12 protein-coding genes are annotated in these 15260 nt (G+C 63.4%); 6 read left to right on the forward strand and 6 right to left on the reverse strand.

Annotation, left to right across the window (positions count from 1 at the left end; all coding sequences use genetic code 11):
- Positions 1-27 precede the first annotated feature (27 nt).
- Together GC1_RS16485 and GC1_RS16490 are read right to left on the reverse strand one after the other, a co-directional pair.
- Positions 28-2313, reverse strand: coding sequence for a response regulator (locus GC1_RS16485; RefSeq protein ID WP_019294480.1), 2286 nt, complete (start codon positions 2311-2313; stop codon positions 28-30).
- A 17-nt stretch (positions 2314-2330) separates the two neighbouring features.
- On the reverse strand, positions 2331-3227 hold the full coding sequence (locus GC1_RS16490) for a PhnD/SsuA/transferrin family substrate-binding protein (RefSeq protein WP_019294479.1): 897 nt from the start codon (positions 3225-3227) through the stop codon (positions 2331-2333).
- Positions 3228-3475: 248 nt separating this feature from the next.
- Here GC1_RS16490 and GC1_RS16495 point away from each other — a divergent pair, with 248 nt between their 5' ends.
- The gene (locus GC1_RS16495) at positions 3476-7495 is read left to right on the forward strand and encodes a PEP/pyruvate-binding domain-containing protein (protein WP_019294478.1); all 4020 of its coding nucleotides are present in this window, start codon (positions 3476-3478) and stop codon (positions 7493-7495) included.
- Here GC1_RS16495 and GC1_RS22510 read toward each other — a convergent pair.
- A complete protein-coding gene (locus tag GC1_RS22510) occupies positions 7476-7652 on the reverse strand; it encodes a hypothetical protein (protein ID WP_156131910.1) in 177 nt (58 codons plus the stop codon). The two genes, GC1_RS16495 and GC1_RS22510, sit on opposite strands and share 20 nt — an antisense overlap.
- On the opposite strand from GC1_RS22510, the gene GC1_RS16500 reads away from it, so the two are divergent.
- Genes GC1_RS16500 through GC1_RS16510 form a run of 3 tightly spaced genes read left to right on the forward strand, consistent with a single transcriptional unit; the run spans position 7642 to position 9134 of the window.
- Positions 7642-7878: a type II toxin-antitoxin system ParD family antitoxin gene (locus tag GC1_RS16500; protein WP_019294476.1), complete on the forward strand. Its 237-nt coding sequence runs from the start codon at positions 7642-7644 to the stop codon at positions 7876-7878. The two genes, GC1_RS22510 and GC1_RS16500, sit on opposite strands and share 11 nt — an antisense overlap.
- Positions 7871-8173: a type II toxin-antitoxin system RelE/ParE family toxin gene (locus tag GC1_RS16505; protein WP_019294475.1), complete on the forward strand. Its 303-nt coding sequence runs from the start codon at positions 7871-7873 to the stop codon at positions 8171-8173. Before GC1_RS16500 ends, GC1_RS16505 begins: the two co-directional genes overlap by 8 nt.
- Positions 8174-8222: 49 nt before the next feature.
- Complete coding sequence (locus GC1_RS16510; RefSeq protein ID WP_019294474.1) at positions 8223-9134, forward strand: MurR/RpiR family transcriptional regulator; 912 nt, start codon at positions 8223-8225, stop codon at positions 9132-9134.
- Between the two features lie 299 nt (positions 9135-9433).
- On the opposite strand, the gene GC1_RS16515 is transcribed toward GC1_RS16510, so the two are convergent.
- The 3 genes from GC1_RS16515 to GC1_RS16525 form a co-directional block, all read right to left on the reverse strand.
- Positions 9434-9868 carry a GFA family protein gene (locus GC1_RS16515; RefSeq protein WP_019294473.1) on the reverse strand — a complete coding sequence of 145 codons (435 nt, stop codon included), beginning with the start codon at positions 9866-9868 and terminating at the stop codon, positions 9434-9436.
- A 64-nt stretch (positions 9869-9932) separates the two neighbouring features.
- Positions 9933-11207 carry a Vi polysaccharide biosynthesis UDP-N-acetylglucosamine C-6 dehydrogenase TviB gene (tviB, locus tag GC1_RS16520; protein ID WP_019294472.1) on the reverse strand — a complete coding sequence of 425 codons (1275 nt, stop codon included), beginning with the start codon at positions 11205-11207 and terminating at the stop codon, positions 9933-9935.
- 105 nt (positions 11208-11312) lie between these two features.
- Positions 11313-11996: a DnaA N-terminal domain-containing protein gene (locus tag GC1_RS16525; protein WP_029204630.1), complete on the reverse strand. Its 684-nt coding sequence runs from the start codon at positions 11994-11996 to the stop codon at positions 11313-11315.
- 553 nt (positions 11997-12549) lie between these two features.
- Here GC1_RS16525 and GC1_RS16530 point away from each other — a divergent pair.
- Together GC1_RS16530 and GC1_RS16535 are read left to right on the forward strand one after the other, a co-directional pair.
- Entirely contained in the window at positions 12550-13854 is a 1305-nt protein-coding gene (locus tag GC1_RS16530; protein ID WP_019294470.1) for an AAA family ATPase, read from the forward strand.
- Positions 13851-14978, forward strand: coding sequence for a ParB/RepB/Spo0J family partition protein (locus tag GC1_RS16535; protein ID WP_019294469.1), 1128 nt, complete (start codon positions 13851-13853; stop codon positions 14976-14978). The genes GC1_RS16530 and GC1_RS16535 overlap by 4 nt, the downstream gene beginning before the upstream one ends.
- Positions 14979-15260: the final 282 nt, after the last annotated feature.

Here is a 15260-nt window from a genome sequence, read left to right on the forward strand (position 1 = left end):
CAATCCGCTTGCCTGCAAGCTGCAGCCTCAGCTGCCGGTGCGCTGCAGGTCCGGAGCGCCGGTCCATTTGCTGATCGCCTCGGTCAGCGCTTTCTTGTTGATCGGCTTGCTCAGGAAATCATCCATCCCGGCCTGCAGGCACTTTTCCCGGTGCGACTGCAGCGCATTGGCCGTAAGCGCCACAATCGGGCATTTGCTGCCGCCGTTCTCGGCCTCGATCCGGCGCATCTCTGCAGTGGCCTCAAGCCCGTCCATCTCCGGCATCATCATGTCCATCAGAACGATGTCGGGCCGCGCAGCCTCAAACTGGGCAACGGCCTCAAGACCGTTCCTGGCGATGCTGATGTCCAGCGGCGCGTTTTTCAGCATCTTGGTCACAACCAGCTGGTTGGTGCGGTTGTCCTCTGCCAGGAGCAGTTTCAGCCGCTGCTCCGGCGGCTCGCTGCCGCGTTCCTGGTTTGCATCAGGTTCCGCCGTCTGGAGAGGCAGGCTCAGCACCCGGTCCAGCACCTGCCGCAGCTGCACAGACCGCACCGGTTTCAAAGCAAACTCACAGGCGCCGATGGCCTCGCAATCCGACCGGCTTAGCGCATGCTCAACCGACGACAGGATAATCAGCGGCACGGTTTCAAATCCCGGCATCGCCCGGATCCGCGCCGCCAGCGCGCGCCCGTCCATGGCCGGCATCTGGAAATCCAGAATCACAAAATCAAAACGTCGGCCGTCCAGCTGCGCATCGGCCAGGATCTCCAACCCCTCATGCGCCGAGGCCGCCAGCGTGCAGGACACACCCCAGGCGCTCAGCCGTTCGGACAGGATCACCCGGTTCAGCTCCAGATCGTCGACCAGCAGCCCGTGCAGCCCGGAAAAGTTCTGCGGGCTGCCCTGCGGAACCGCAGCCGCCTGGCTGCCGGGCCGCAAGGGGAGCTCAATGGTAAAGACCGATCCTTCGCCCGGAACTGACTCCACCTGCACCGATCCGCCCATCAGCGAAAGCAGCTGCGACGAGATCGCCAGCCCCAGTCCGGTGCCCTCAAAGTTGCGGGTGGCGGCGTTGTCGGCCTGCTCGAAGGCCCGGAAAATCTTGCCGATGCGGTCCGCCTCAATGCCGACCCCGGTGTCACGCACCCGCAGCTGCAGCAGATGGCTGCCGGACTCCTGCGCCTTCCCGGTCACCTCGATATAGACATAGCCTTCGCGGGTGAACTTGACCGCATTGCCCGCCACATTGGTAATCACCTGCCGGATCCGGCCCGCGTCGCCCTCAAAGACCTCGGGCAGCGCCGGGTCATAGCGCATGGTGATCTCGACGCCCTTTTCCGCCGCCTTCGGTGACAGCAGGGTCACCACATCCTCCACCGCGGTCTGCAGATTGAAGGGCTCGATGGCGAACTCGACCTTGCCGGCCTCGATCTTGGAGAAATTCAGAATGTCATTGATGATCGTCAGCAGCGCCGAGCCGGACTTGGCAATGGTCTCTGCATACATCTGCTGATCATCATCCAGCTCGGTTTCCTGCAGCAGTTCCGCCATGCCGATCACCCCGTTCATCGGGGTGCGGATCTCATGGCTCATATTGGCAAGAAACTCTGATTTCGCCCGATTGGCGATATCTGCAGACTCCCGCGCCTGCTCCATCGCAAACTCGCGCTCGTCGCGCTCGGCAAAGGTCTCCTCCAGCACGCCGACCGAGAAATCCAGCGCCCGGAACTCGCGCGAGGCGTACCAGGGCAGCCTTTGCGCCGGGCTGCGCAGGCCGGAAATCGCGTCCGACATCCGCTTGTGGATCATCTGCAGCGGACGCAGTGCCAGCCCGTGCACCAGCAGCAGAACCAGCAGCGACAACACCAGCACCGGCACCACCGTCCAGATGATGATCTGACGCACCGAAGCCGCCACCAGCGCCTCGCCTTCCTGGGTCGACCATTCGACCACCATGGTGCCAAAAACCGCGCCTTCCAGCTCAATCGGGCGTTCATACATCACCCGGCCGCCTTCGGGCGGAGCACCGGCGGCTTCCGCCGACGCCAGCATCTTGCCTGCCGGGCTGCGGATCTGGATGGAGACAATTTGCGGCTTGCGGGTGACGGCCTCAATGAGGCCGGTTTCCAGCACCGGCACATCCTCGACAATAATCGATTCCAGCATCAGACCGCTCAGCAGCGACACCGTCAGGTCCGCCTGCTCCGCCAACTGCTTTTCCAGCCGCTGCGCCTCCTGGCGCTGCGCCAGATCGCCGACCACAAAGCCGACCGCCGAGGCCGCCAGCAAGAGCGACAGCACGATCTGGAAAAGGATGCTTGTACGTTTCATAATCTCAACGCGGCGCTCTAGAAGGCCAGGCTGCGCTCCATCGCCCGGCGGATAATGTCATAATCCTGATCGTCCCCCAGCAGGAAGCCGTTCTTCGAAATCCGGCGCACGATCTCCTCGTTTTCCGAGGACAGCATCACCTTGCGCATCGCTTCCAGCACGTTCTCCGGCATCTCCGGCGACGCCAGCCAGGGCTTGGTCACATTGTCAAAGGAGGCCAGCACCCGGATCGGAACACCCTTGGCAATCAGCTTTTTGTAAGTGCTTTCCTTCAGGGCACCCGCGGTGTAGCGGCCCGCGCCCACGGCCTCGCCCACCAGATCATGGCGGCCAAGATAGGCAAATTCCAGCAGATCGCCGCTGTTGATGCCGGCTTCCAGCAGATGTTCCTGCGCCAGGTAGCGGCCGATGGTCGACAGCTCGTCGCCGAAGGCAAAGCTGAGCCCGGCCAGGTCCGCAACCGACTGCACCGTGCTGTCGGCATGGACCACGATCACCCCCTTGAACCGCTTCTGGCCGTTCTGGGATTCCATCGCAATGATCCGGATCTCAGGGTTTTCCTTCATCACATGCACATAGGACGCCGGGCCGAACCTGGAGAAATCCACTTCGCCGCTGGCCAACTGCCGGATGCCTTCCTCGTATTCCTTGGCGATCTTCAGCCGGATCGTCACCGGCTCTCCCAGCTCCTCGCTCATCCGTTTGGAGAGGAAGGAGAGAAAGGGCTGGTATTTTTTGACCGTTGCGGTTGGTTTATCCGCCGCATAAGTGCCGAAAACCAGATCTGTTCCGGCCAGACCGGCCGTGGGCAATATGGCCGCCATACAGGCAGCCAGAACCGCGGCGGCGGCGGCATGCCTCAGCCGTTTCCGGAAAAGCGCAATGATACCAAAGGTCCACTCAAACAGAATCACGGTTCTCGCCTCCTGAGTCGCATCGGCTCGCACGGCAGGAAGGCCGCGCTTCTTCGTTACATGGCACATGGTTAAGAATACAATGTTAACGCACCTGCAATTCTCGGAAAAATTTTGCGGTTCTTTTATTCTTCGGCCTCTATATTAACCCTTCAGTAAGGTTTTCGTAATCTTTTAGGCAAATTCGCCTTAATTTCGGAACGACACACTCAGCTGGCCCGACAGGAACCACCGTGACGCAGACCCCTATGCTCTCCAGGACCACCCGGTCCCACCGCCGCTCAGCACAAACCATTGTGCTCACGTCCCTTTTATCCGCGCTCCCGGTTGCGGCCTTTGCCATTCCCTCGCCGGAACTGGTGATCGGCTCGGTCTCTTCGCTGTCCCAGGTCCTGGCCGTAGGAATTGCCATGATTTCCGGTTTGGGCGCTGTCATTGCGGCGAAACTGGGTTTTACCCCCAAACCGGGCGCCTCACCGCGGCGCTACCCGGTCAAGCTGATCTCCGTCCTCGTTCTGGCAGCCATGGCTCTGGCTGCAGGCAACTATTGGCAGTATTCCTCGCATGAGCAGGCTGAGCTGGCAAGACTGCAGGCCACTTTGACACGGCCAGCGCAGTTTGACGGCACCACTATCAAGGACGCCTCGCTCAAGGAGACCAGCTTCTCCAAGCAGGAGGATCACCCGCTGGCGATGAGCACCGCAGACGCGGCGGCAGCGCTGGAGGACGGCGCCACCCTGTTCTACGACATCCGCGAAACCGGTGAGAACGCCATGGGCACCCTGCCCGGCGCCACCCATATCCGCTTCCCGGACTTCGTTGAGAGCCAGCCGGTGCAACCCGGCCAGAAGGTCGTTCTGTTCTGCCACAACGGCAACCGCTCCTCGGAAACCTGTGCCAAGCTGGCGGCGATGGGCATTGACTGCAGCTTCATCGCAGGCGGCATCGAGAAGTGGATCGTCGAGGGGCGCGAGTTCTCCGACAAGGACGTGCAATCCCTCTCAGACCTGCGCGCGATCCCGGAATACCCGGGCAAAGACGTGCTGCTCAGCACCGCCGATTTCGAGGCGCTGCTGACCACCGAGGACCTGCAGATCGTCGACACCCGCTATCCCGGCGACTTTGAAACCGGCCACTTGCCCGGTGCCATCAACATCCCGATCCGCAAGATGACCACCGCGGACCTGATGGAGCGCATTGCACAGCTGGACCCGGCCAAACCCACCATCGCCGCCTGTTATGACCGCCGCAGCTGCTTCATGAGTCAGGTGCTGGGGCTGGAGCTGTCGCAGCAGGGCATCGACTTCCGCGGCCGCTATACCCTGCCGTGGGAATACTTCGTCGCGCCGAAGCCGAAACCGCATGTGCAGGAATGGCTGGCAGGTCAGCAATCCACCCTCTGGGACAAGGCGATCTCGGCGCTGGCAGCCGCCCTTCTGTGGGTGCATGGGCGCAGCCACATCCTGCTGGGCCTGCTGGCGCTGTCCATCGTGACCCGCATCCTGGTGCTGCCGGTGGCGCTGAAATCCGAACGCGACCAGATCATCACCAACGAAACCGCGGATGAGATGAAGGCGCTGAAGGCGAAACTGGCCCATGACCCGGTGCGCAAGGCGCGCGCGGTGCAGGCGTTCTATGCCGACAAGGGCCTGACGCCGATGAAGAACCTCACCGCGCTGTTGTTCCTGCCGGTGATGATGCTGGGCGTCTCCGCGGCTCAAGAGGCCAGCGCCTCGCTGCAAACCCCGTTCCTGTGGATGGCTGACCTCGGCCTGCCCGACCCGCTGTTCATCCTGCCGGTGCTGTTCTGCGCGCTCGCTGCCGTCTATCTGCTGTGGGCCGTGGCCAAGACCCCGCGCCAGAAAACCCTGTGGATGGTGCTCGGCATGCCTGCGCTCTTTGCAATGGTGTTCACCCTGACAGCCGCCGCAAACGCCTATCTCTGCTTCAGCCTGACGCTGCTGCTGGTGCAGCGCGCCTACGTCACCGGCATGCACCGCAAGCTGGGCGAAGCCATCGCCCTGCGCGCCCACAAGCGCCGCCTCGCCAAACTGCCGCGCGGCGTGATCCCGATGGGCTACACCGAGGAACTGGAGCACGCCGGCAACAAGGCCCTGCGCCTGTCGATCCTGCGCAACGCCGGCCTGCCGGTGCCGGGCGGCGTGATCGTGCGCTCCGACGCAATCCACGACTACCGCGAAATGTCCGGCGCCAAGAAAGACGCCTTTGCCGCCAAGGTCTTTGCCCTTGCAGGCGGCAAACCGGTTGCCGTGCGCTCCTCCGCCAGCAATGAGGACGGCCACGACCAGAGCTTTGCCGGCGTTTTTGAATCTGTGCTCGACGTGACCGCGGACACCATGCGCGCCGCCCTGGACGAAGTGGTGGAAAGCTTCTCCTCGGACCGCGCCGCCAGCTACTCCGGCGAGGGCGACAGCTCCGATCAGGGCAACATCGTGGTGCAGGAAATGGTGCAGGCGGAATACGCCGGCGTCCTCTTCACCCAGGACCCGATGGCCCCCGGCATGGCAATGATCGAATGGGTCGAGGGCTGCGGCGAAGACCTGGTGTCCGGCCGCGTCACCCCGACCTCCTTGCGCTTTGGCCGCTACACCGGCCTGCCCGCATCCGAAGATCAGGACCAGACGCTGGACATGGCGCCGCTGCTGGCCCTTGGCAAGCAGATCGAGGACACCTTCGGCTGCCCGCAGGATGTCGAATGGGCCTATGCCAACGGCCAGTTCCAGATCGTGCAAAGCCGCGACATCACCACGCTGTCGCTTGGCACCGAACAGGAACAGACCCGTCTGGCCGAATGGCGCGATCTCTTGGACCGCTACGCCGATGCAGACCCGGACCAGACCATCCTGGAACAGGACGAAATGTCAGAGGTCCTGCCCCGCCCCACCCCGCTCTCCTTCTCGCTGATGAGCGAGCTGTGGGCGCCGGGCGGCAGCGTTGACCTGGCCTGCCGCGCCCTTGGCGTGCCCTACGGCCTGCCCGAGGGGCGCGACGGCCATCTGGTCAACCTGTTCGGCAAGACCTATGTCGATGTGGCGCTGAAACAGGGCATGACGCTCAAGCTCACCGCCGCCAAGGCCAAGCAGCTGCGCAAGCAGGCGCATCCGATGATCACCCGCTTCCGCAACGAAGTGATGCCGGAACTGCGCAACAAGCTGGCGATCTGGCAGGCCGTGGACTACACCGCCCTGCCCCAGGACAAGCTGCTGGAGGCGATCTCCACCCTCAAGGACATGTTCATCCGCGAGGTCTATCTGGAAGCGGAGAAGATCAACATCCTGGCAGGCTTCACCATGGGCGAGGCAGGCACGGCGGCGGCCGGCGACCCGGCCTTGCGCGCGCATCTGATGCACGCAGAGCTGCCCAACGCGCCCTCCAGCCTGCTCGCCTCCTGCACCGGCAAGGATGCCCAGTCCCGCGCCATGCAGCTGATGGGCCACCGCTCAATCTTCGATTACGAGCTGTCCTCGCCCCGCTACACCGAGGCGCCGGCGCTGCTGCACTCCCTGCTCGACAGCACGGTGGAGCCGATCGGCGCCGTTCCGGTCCCGGCCAACCTGCCGGATGAGCTGGACGATACCATCGGAATCGCTATCGCCTATCAGGATCTCAAGGAACAGGCCAAGCACGAGGCCCTGCGCGTCGTCGCCGAACTGCGCCGTGCCCTCTTGGCACTGGGCCGGACCAGCGGGCTGGAGGATCTGGTGTTCAGCCTGACCTTCGCGGAGGTTCTGGACAGCAACTGGTCCAACCCGGCCCCCCTGCGCGATCTGGCAGGGGCACGGGCAGAGAAAGAAGCGCTGCGCAAGAAATCCGCACCCACCGACGTCACCCTGACCCTGCGCGACTGCGAGCTGCTGTCGCTCGGCGCCCAGGCCCAGGCGGGCGACGGCACCATGGGCGGCACCTGCGTTGCCGGCAGCGGCAGCGCCACCGCCCGGGTGTTCTGGATGGAGGACGACAGCTGCATCGACCCGGCCGCCTTTGCAGACTTCCAGGACGGCGACATCCTGGTCTGCCGGATGGTCAACCCGGCCTGGCTGCCGTGGGTCCAGCGCTCTGGTGCGGTGCTCAGCGAGGTCGGCGGCTGGCTCAGCCACATGGCCATCGTCGCGCGTGAAAAAGACGTGCTGATGCTGGTCGCCTGCAAGGGCCTCGACAGCCTCAGCCACGGCGAGCAGGTGACCGTCAGCGAAGACGGCAGCATCCAGCCGCTGGAGGAAAAGGGCCTCAAGGTGGTTTCCGCCTGATCCAGCTGGACAGGAAGAACAGAAAAGCCCGCAGCATTTGGCTGCGGGCTTTTTGCATCCGGCGGTCAATCTGCCCGCCATATCCCTTCCCCCTTGCACTTTTGGCAAAGATTGCCATATCCTGTTTCAGCGAAAGGAGCCCGCCCATGGCCACCATGAACGTCTCCCTGCCGGAGCAGATGAAAACTTGGGTCGAGGAACAGGCCCGCACCGGCACCTATGCCAATTCCAGCGACTATGTCCGCGACCTGATCCGCCGCGACCAGGCCCGCACAGCCGCCATTGCCGAACTGCAATCCGCCATTGACGCGGGCCTTGCCAGCGGCCCGGCGGAACAGCTGACAGCCGAAGGTTTCAAGGCCTCCATGCGCCGCAATGGCTGAGCTGCGCTGGCGGATCCGCCCCGCCGCCCGCGCCGACCTTGCCGCGATCTGGCGCTATGGCTTGGAAACTTGGGGCGAAACGCAGGCCGACGCCTATGCCGACAGCCTGTTTGCTCTGTTCGACTTGCTCGCGGACTTTCCCGAAATGGCCCGCGAACGGGCGGAATTCACGCCTCCGGTCCGCATCCACCCCACCGGTGCGCATCTGGTGATCTACCGCATCGAACAAAACTGCCCGGAAATCATCCGCATCCTGCACGCCCGCCAGGACCTGATGGCGTTCCTGTCGGAATAACATCCGTTCCAGCCTTGCCATTTTCCGCACATCTGCTCTGATACGGCACATGGACCCGCATCTCGACCCCCGGAAAACCGCCCGGCTGATCCAGCATCTGAAGGACCAGATGGACGCCCTGCCGCCCAAGCTCAAGGCGGCAGCGAAATACGTGATCGACAACCCCGGCGACTTCGGCCTCGACACCGTGCGCACCTCCGCCGAAAGGACCGGCATCAGCGCCAACGGCTTTGTCCGCCTCGCTCAGCACCTGGGCTATGACACATTCGAAGCCTTCCGCGCCCCCTTCCGCGCTGCCCTCACCACCACGCATGAGGCCGACCTCGGCCAGGACTGGCTGGACCGGATGCAGGACGAAGGCCCGGCAGGCAAGCTGCAGGCCGCCGCCGCGCGCAACCAATTGAACATCACCTCCCGCTCCCTACGGCTGATGACAGCGGAACGGACACAGGCCATCGTGGACACGCTGCTGACGGCCCGCCGCAGCTATGTCACCGCCACCAGGTCGTCCTACGCGCTGGCCTATTACTTCCACTACGTCGGCCGCATGGCCCTGCCCTCGCTGGACCTCGTCCCCCGCCACATGGGCGCCGCGCTCGACGATCTGCTGGACATAGGCCCCGAGGACTGCCTGATCGCCCTCACCTTCGCCCCCTACTCCGCCGGCACCATCCAGGCGCTGCGGCTGGCGGGCGAACGCGGCGCATCGGTGATCCTGATTTCCGACAGCGAGGTGATTGCCCCCGGCATCCGCACTAACCATGTTCTGGCGGTGGCCGCCAACGCGCTGCACCCGTTCGGCGCCGTCGGCGGCGCCATGGCCGTGCTGGAATGCCTGATCACCCATCTGATCGAGGCCGGCGGCGAGGACGCCCGGCGAAGGATCGAAGCCTATGACGCCCTGCGCCAGGACAGCGGCGCCTATTGGAGCGGCCCGAAACTGCCGCGGGTTGGGCGCTGATCAAAGAACCTGTCCACTGTCCGGCAACCAGCTCAAACTGGCCTTTGCCTCACGCTCGCATTCTTCCAAGCTGCCGAAATAGCCAGATATCCCGGAGCAAGCCCAATACCCGTCCCCCAGGACACCCTCGTCCTCATCGCAAGCGGGCCACCAATTATCTACCCAATACCGATAGAGCCTGCTGCCAGCATTGAACTGAAATTCAACCCGGCAGGTTCCGTCTACATTCTCATATGTCCGGCTCACGTCCCAATTATGCAAAACCTGTTCCCTATGCTTGCGGTTCCTGTTTGAAACCCTCAGACATCGCCATCAATAAACGGATTCTGCGCCTCCCACTGGTCCCGGGTGGCCCGCTTGTGACCGCCCTGCAGCCGTACCGCGGCCATCGCCCGGTCGGCATAGATCTCTGACCTCAGCGGCCAGGCCAGCGCGTCATCAAACAGCCCCGGCATCAGGTCATAGGGGCCACCCTCCTTGTCCACGTCCCGCATCCACAGATGCGAACCGCAGGTGCTGCAAAAGGCCCGCTCCGCAAAGGCAGAGGATTGGTACCGCGCCACCGGACCCTCCACGGTCACTGCCTCGGCATCAGCCTCGAAACACAAGAACAGCCCGCCGCTCCAGCGCTGGCACATGCGGCAATGGCAGGCCCCGGGATGCGGATCATGCGCCCCTTCAACACGGATTTTTACAGCACCGCACAGGCAGCGGCCTTCCAGAACATCACTCATAGCCGGACTCCTTGCTGACACCGCCAGGATACAGCAAATCAAGCGTCGGCGGGAGTTTCCCGAGTTAGAGCCGCAAATCCGCCTCGTCCGGCGCCAGAACATATTTCAGGTCATAGAGCAGCGCACCTTCGGACCCCAAGGCCCGGATTGCCTGTGCGCCCATCGCGCGGAACTCGGAATGCGCCACCGCCAGAACCACCCCGGCATAGCCCCCCTGCCCCGGCTCGGATACCAGCGGAATGCCGTATTCCTCCTGCGCCTCTGCCGGGTCCGCATGGGGATCGAACACATCCACCACCGCGCCGTACTCCTCCAGGCTGCGGACGACATCAATCACCCGCGTGTTGCGCAGGTCCGGGCAGTTTTCCTTGAACGTCAGCCCCATCACCAGCACCCGCGCGCCGGCCACCGGCAGGCTGCGTTTCAGCATCGCCTTGACCATCTCGCCCGCAGCATAGGCGCCCATGCCGTCGTTCAGACGGCGGCCCGCCAGCAGGATCTCCGGGTGATAGCCCAGCTGCTCCGCCTTGTGCGTCAGGTAATAGGGGTCCACACCGATGCAGTGCCCGCCCACCAGACCGGGGCGGAACGGCAGGAAATTCCACTTGGTGCCAGCCGCTTCCAGCACGGCCTGAGTATCAATGCCCATCCTGTTGAAGATCTTGGCCAGCTCATTCACCAGCGCGATGTTGATGTCCCGCTGGCTGTTTTCGATCACCTTGGCGGCCTCCGCCACCCGGATGCTTGCGGCCTTGTGGGTGCCTGCCGTCACCACCTCGCGGTACAGCGCATCCACCCGTTCCGCCACCTCAGACGTGGAGCCTGAGGTCACCTTCACCACATCCTTCAGCCGCCGCTTCTTGTCGCCGGGGTTGATCCGCTCCGGGCTATAGCCGGCAAAGAAATCCGCGTTGAATTTCAGACCCGACCGCGCCTCCAGCACCGGCACGCAATCTTCCTCAGTCGCGCCGGGATAGACGGTGGATTCATAGATCACCAGATCACCGGGTTTCAGCACGCTGCCCACAATGGCCGATGCCGCCAAGAGCGGCCCCAGGTCCGGGCGGTGGCTGGCATCCACCGGCGTCGGAACGGTGACGATGTAGATGGAGCAGTCCGCAATCTCCGCCGGGTCCGAGGTAAAGCGCAGGAATTCCGCTGCCGCCAGCTCCTCCGGCTCCAGCTCCCGCGTGCGGTCCGCGCCTTTGCGCAGTTCGGCAATGCGGGAGGGATCAATATCGAACCCCATAACCGCCCGGTGCTGCCCGAACGCCGCCGCCAGCGGCAGCCCGACATAGCCGAGGCCAATGACACAGATCTTGTCTTGCGCGCCGCTCATGTCCGGCTGCTCCTTGTTCCGCGGGGCTGGTTACGCCAAGCCCCCTGCCCGCCCACATAATGCCTTGGCCCCAAGGGGTTCAACCGCAGGCGTGCGGTTTCGGCCTCACGCCTCCACAACAATCGCGGAGACGCCGCTGTCCACATCCCGGCAGGCCGCCAGCAGCCGCGGCATCAGATGGGACATCACGTAGTTCGCATGGAACCGGCTCGGCGCCTTCAGCACCAGCCGCCCCCCTGCCCGGCCCGCGCGCTCCAGCCCCTGCACCCAGGAGGCATAATTCGCCGGATCCTCTGCATGCAGCACCGCCTTGGCAAGGCTCCACTCATGGCCGTCCGACACATCCGGCGCAGGCGGCACCGCACCGGGGCGCAGCGGCACCACATTTGGTGCAGGCTCGTCATTGCTTTGCATCCGGTGCTCAAAGTCCGGCCCGACTGCGCCCCAGCGCTCCTGCGTGTCCGCCAGCAGCCGTTCCAGATCAATGCCGTATTCGGTGACCCGCCCGCGCGCGCCCTGGCGTTTCACCACCAGCCAGCCCCAGCCGCGCAGCTTTGCCATCTCGCGCTTCACCGTACGCTCGTCCACATCCCATAGCCGGGCAATCTCCCGCTGCCCGACGGCCAGCTCATCGCGCTGCCAGTTGTAGCGGGCGGTCATCAATGTCATGAAACGCAGAACCAGCTTCTGCGCCCCCTTGCCCTGGCCAAGCGCATAAGCCCCCATCGCCGTGAGGATGTCATACTTCAATGCAGAGGCGTTGCGCCCCGCAGGCCGTTTGGCAAGCATTGCTGCCCCCGTTTCTCCCTCCCTGCCCTCCTGGGCCGGGATATGCTGCCTCAAGTGCTCCCGGGGTTTTTGCCGGGAATGGCGCTGGCCGGTTTGCCCTGAACTCAACGCTATTTGTTTGTTGTACCTGATTTGCGTCCGGAATTCCGATTCTGTCAAGCGCTGGCGGGAATTGAATTCAGACCCAATCCCTTTTTCGAAAGAAAAATTGGTATCTATGGTATTGGGTGACAGCTTGGATGTCCCCTATTCGCGCCAAAATGTCCCCCAATCTGCTGTATCCCGATCCGGGGTGTCCCCCTAAATCTGGCGTCTGAACCCCAGAAAAATCCAGTAAAACGAATCGCTTGGCGCCTGCCTCACGAATCGCCCCTGCCCTTATTTCACTGGGCCTTTTGCAGATGTGTCCCCGCGGGGACAGGACGCTCATCCCAACCATATTTGCTTTTGCGTTTTTTGCAAATTCGGCGTAAATGGATATTGAGGCTGAATTAGCGTCCTGCAGAAATGGACGCTTTCAAAAAACAACACCGTGTGAGGCTAAGGAGCAGCGATGTTTACGCACGAAGACCTGTCCAAGATGCAGGCCCAATCCCTGAAGATGCAAAGCTGGATCCGCCAGCAGACTTTCTCCCCTGAAATGGAAAAGACCCTGCGCCGGTTCTCTTCCTGGGAAGTGGCGGAGCTGATCTTCCGCGTCAACCAGTCGACCCTGCGGGGACGGCTCGCCACCGACCCCTCCCTGCCCCAGGGCCATGTGGAGGAGGACGGCCGCCAGCGCTGGTATTCGCTGGAGGAGATCAACGAGCTGCGCCGCCGCATCAAGATCAACCGGCAGTCCCTGCTGCCCAAGCGCCCCGCGGGGAAACGGGCGCTGCGGGTGGCAATCTCCAACTTCAAGGGCGGTGCGGGCAAATCCACCGTGGCCCTGCATTTCGCCCATGCCGCGGCGCTGGACGGCTACCGGGTGCTCTGCGTCGACTTCGACCCGCAGGCCACCCTGTCCCACTCCATGGGTCTCAGCGACGTCACCGAGGATTACACCGTCTGGGGCATTATGGCCCGCGACCTGGTGCGCGAGACCACGCGGATGAACGCCTCGCTGCAGGGCGCCGAGTCCGGCACCGCCCTGCCCCAGCGCCAGCTGCCCGAGGCGATCACCGGCATGGGGCTGCAGGACCTGCGGGTCAGCGATTTCGTCAAGCCCACCAGCTGGCCGACCATCGACATCATCCCCTCTTGCGCCAATGCGGCCTTTGTGGAATTCGCCTCCGCCCAGTACCGGCACCTGAACCCGGAATGGTCGTTCTTTGCGGCCGTGTCCCGCTACCTCGACCAGCTGCCGTCTGAGGATTACGACCTGATGATCTTCGACTGCCCGCCTGCCATCGGCTACCAGTCGATGAACGCGGTCTTTGCCGCCGACATGCTCTATATCCCCTCCGGCCCCGGTTACTGGGAATATGACTCCACCACCTCCTTCATCGGCCAGCTGTCCGAGGCGCTGGAGGATTTGTCCGCCTTTAACGGCGTTGTCCCCGCGGGGACATTTGCTTTGCCCAAGGTTTTTCAGGACGTCCGCTTCCTTCTGACCCGTTACGAAAGCGGTAACGATTTGCACCGTGCGATGCGTTCGGCATTTATGAAGGTTTTTGAGGGTAGGATGACGGAGCACCCGATCGAGATGACCCGCGCAGTCGAACAATCGGGCCGCTTCTTAAGTTCCATCTACGAAATCGATTACCGGGATATGACACGCGAAACCTGGCGCCGTGCGCGGGCGTCGTTTGATCAGGCCTATGACGAGTTCAAGGCCTACGCGCTGGAAGCCTGGGAAAAACTGGAGGATGAGGCATGAGTAAACGCAGAGTCTTCGACATCGACTTCCCGACTGAACCAAACCAACCCTCTGAAACAAAAACTGCCCCCGCGCAGACTGCCGTCCAGAAGCCGGACCAGCGGATGCGCAAACCGTCTGAACCGCGCCGCGGGCCGATGGCCACCGCGATCTCCGAGAACGCAGATGCGTTGCGCAGCCGGGCAGAGGCGGAGCAGAAAATCCGCGATGAAAACGACCGGCTGGCGCATGAGTTTGTGCGGCTGAAGAAGCTGGGGCTGGTGGTCGACCGGATCCCGATCGGCATGATTTGCACCAAGAAACTGATCCGCGACCGCAAGGAGGAGCGCGATCCGGACCTGGAGGAGCTGAAAGCGTCGATCAAGGCGGTGGGGCTCTCGAACCCGATCCGGGTCGAGCCATTGGAGAACGGCCAGTATGAGCTGATCCAGGGCTACCGCCGGATGAAGGCCTATTGGGAGCTGCTGAACGAAACCGACGATCACTCCTACGCGCATATCCCCGCGGGTTTGGTGGCCAATGGCGACACGCTGCAGACCCTCTACCGCCGGATGGTGGACGAGAACCTGGTGCGCCGCGACATCTCCTTTGCCGAGATGGCTCAGCTGGCACTGCGCTATGCCGAGGACACCCAGACCGGCGCAGAGACCATCGAGGATGCGGTCAATGACCTCTACGCCTCTGCCGGCCGCCAGAAGCGAATCTATATCCGCCATTTCGCCCAGGTGCTGAAAGCGGTGGGCGACCATCTGAAGTTCGCCGAAGCGATTCCCCGGGCGCTGGGTCTGGAGCTGAAAAAGCGGCTGGAAGCGGACGCGATGAACGCTCAGGTGTTGCGTGACACGCTGGCGCGGGTGCAGCCCGCAACGGAGGAAGCGGAGCTGGAAGTGTTGCGCAGCTTTGCCGAAGGCAAGCGCAAGAACGCGCCGCGCGCGGCTTCTGCACCGCGCCCCGGTGTGGCCAAGACCACCCTGCGCTGCACTGTCCCCGCGGGGACAGTCCGCTGCCAGGCCCGTGACGGCAAGATCGAAATGGCGATGGAGCGCGACTTCTCGGAGATCGACCGGCACAAGCTGGAAGGCGCGATTGCTGCGTTCTTTGCGGCCCTCGAAGAAGACAGCTGACACGCCTGTCCCCGCGGGGACAGCATCGGAAAATGGTGGAGGCCCGGCAGAAATGCCGGGCCTTTTTGTTGCCCGGTGGCGGCGCGAAACGGGTTTTCAGCAGGTGTCCCCGCGGGGACAGGCAGGTCTGATGGGCGGGACGAAGGGATAGATTCAGTGCCTAATCCGCTTGTTTGAGCATGTTTTCATGATGTGTCCCCGCGGGGACAGGTGTCTGGATACCGGTTGCGGTGGGCGGAAACGCCCACCCTGCGATGACGCCATACCCGTCTGGTTGACCGT

Origin of the sequence: Leisingera sp. ANG1 (assembly GCF_000203975.2) — a bacterium.
Classification (GTDB): Bacteria; Pseudomonadota; Alphaproteobacteria; order Rhodobacterales; family Rhodobacteraceae; genus Leisingera.

Coding starts and splice junctions, on each gene's coding strand:
- GC1_RS16500 (WP_019294476.1), top strand. CDS start 7,642: ATGGCCACCATGAACGTCTCCCTGCCGGAGCAGATGAAAACTTGGGTC.
- GC1_RS16525 (WP_029204630.1), bottom strand. CDS start 11,996: ATGCTTGCCAAACGGCCTGCGGGGCGCAACGCCTCTGCATTGAAGTAT.
- GC1_RS16505 (WP_019294475.1), top strand. CDS start 7,871: ATGGCTGAGCTGCGCTGGCGGATCCGCCCCGCCGCCCGCGCCGACCTT.
- GC1_RS16485 (WP_019294480.1), bottom strand. CDS start 2,313: ATGAAACGTACAAGCATCCTTTTCCAGATCGTGCTGTCGCTCTTGCTG.
- GC1_RS16535 (WP_019294469.1), top strand. CDS start 13,851: ATGAGTAAACGCAGAGTCTTCGACATCGACTTCCCGACTGAACCAAAC.
- GC1_RS22510 (WP_156131910.1), bottom strand. CDS start 7,652: ATGGTGGCCATGGGCGGGCTCCTTTCGCTGAAACAGGATATGGCAATC.
- GC1_RS16530 (WP_019294470.1), top strand. CDS start 12,550: ATGTTTACGCACGAAGACCTGTCCAAGATGCAGGCCCAATCCCTGAAG.
- GC1_RS16515 (WP_019294473.1), bottom strand. CDS start 9,868: ATGAGTGATGTTCTGGAAGGCCGCTGCCTGTGCGGTGCTGTAAAAATC.
- GC1_RS16495 (WP_019294478.1), top strand. CDS start 3,476: ATGCTCTCCAGGACCACCCGGTCCCACCGCCGCTCAGCACAAACCATT.
- tviB (WP_019294472.1), bottom strand. CDS start 11,207: ATGAGCGGCGCGCAAGACAAGATCTGTGTCATTGGCCTCGGCTATGTC.
- GC1_RS16510 (WP_019294474.1), top strand. CDS start 8,223: ATGGACCCGCATCTCGACCCCCGGAAAACCGCCCGGCTGATCCAGCAT.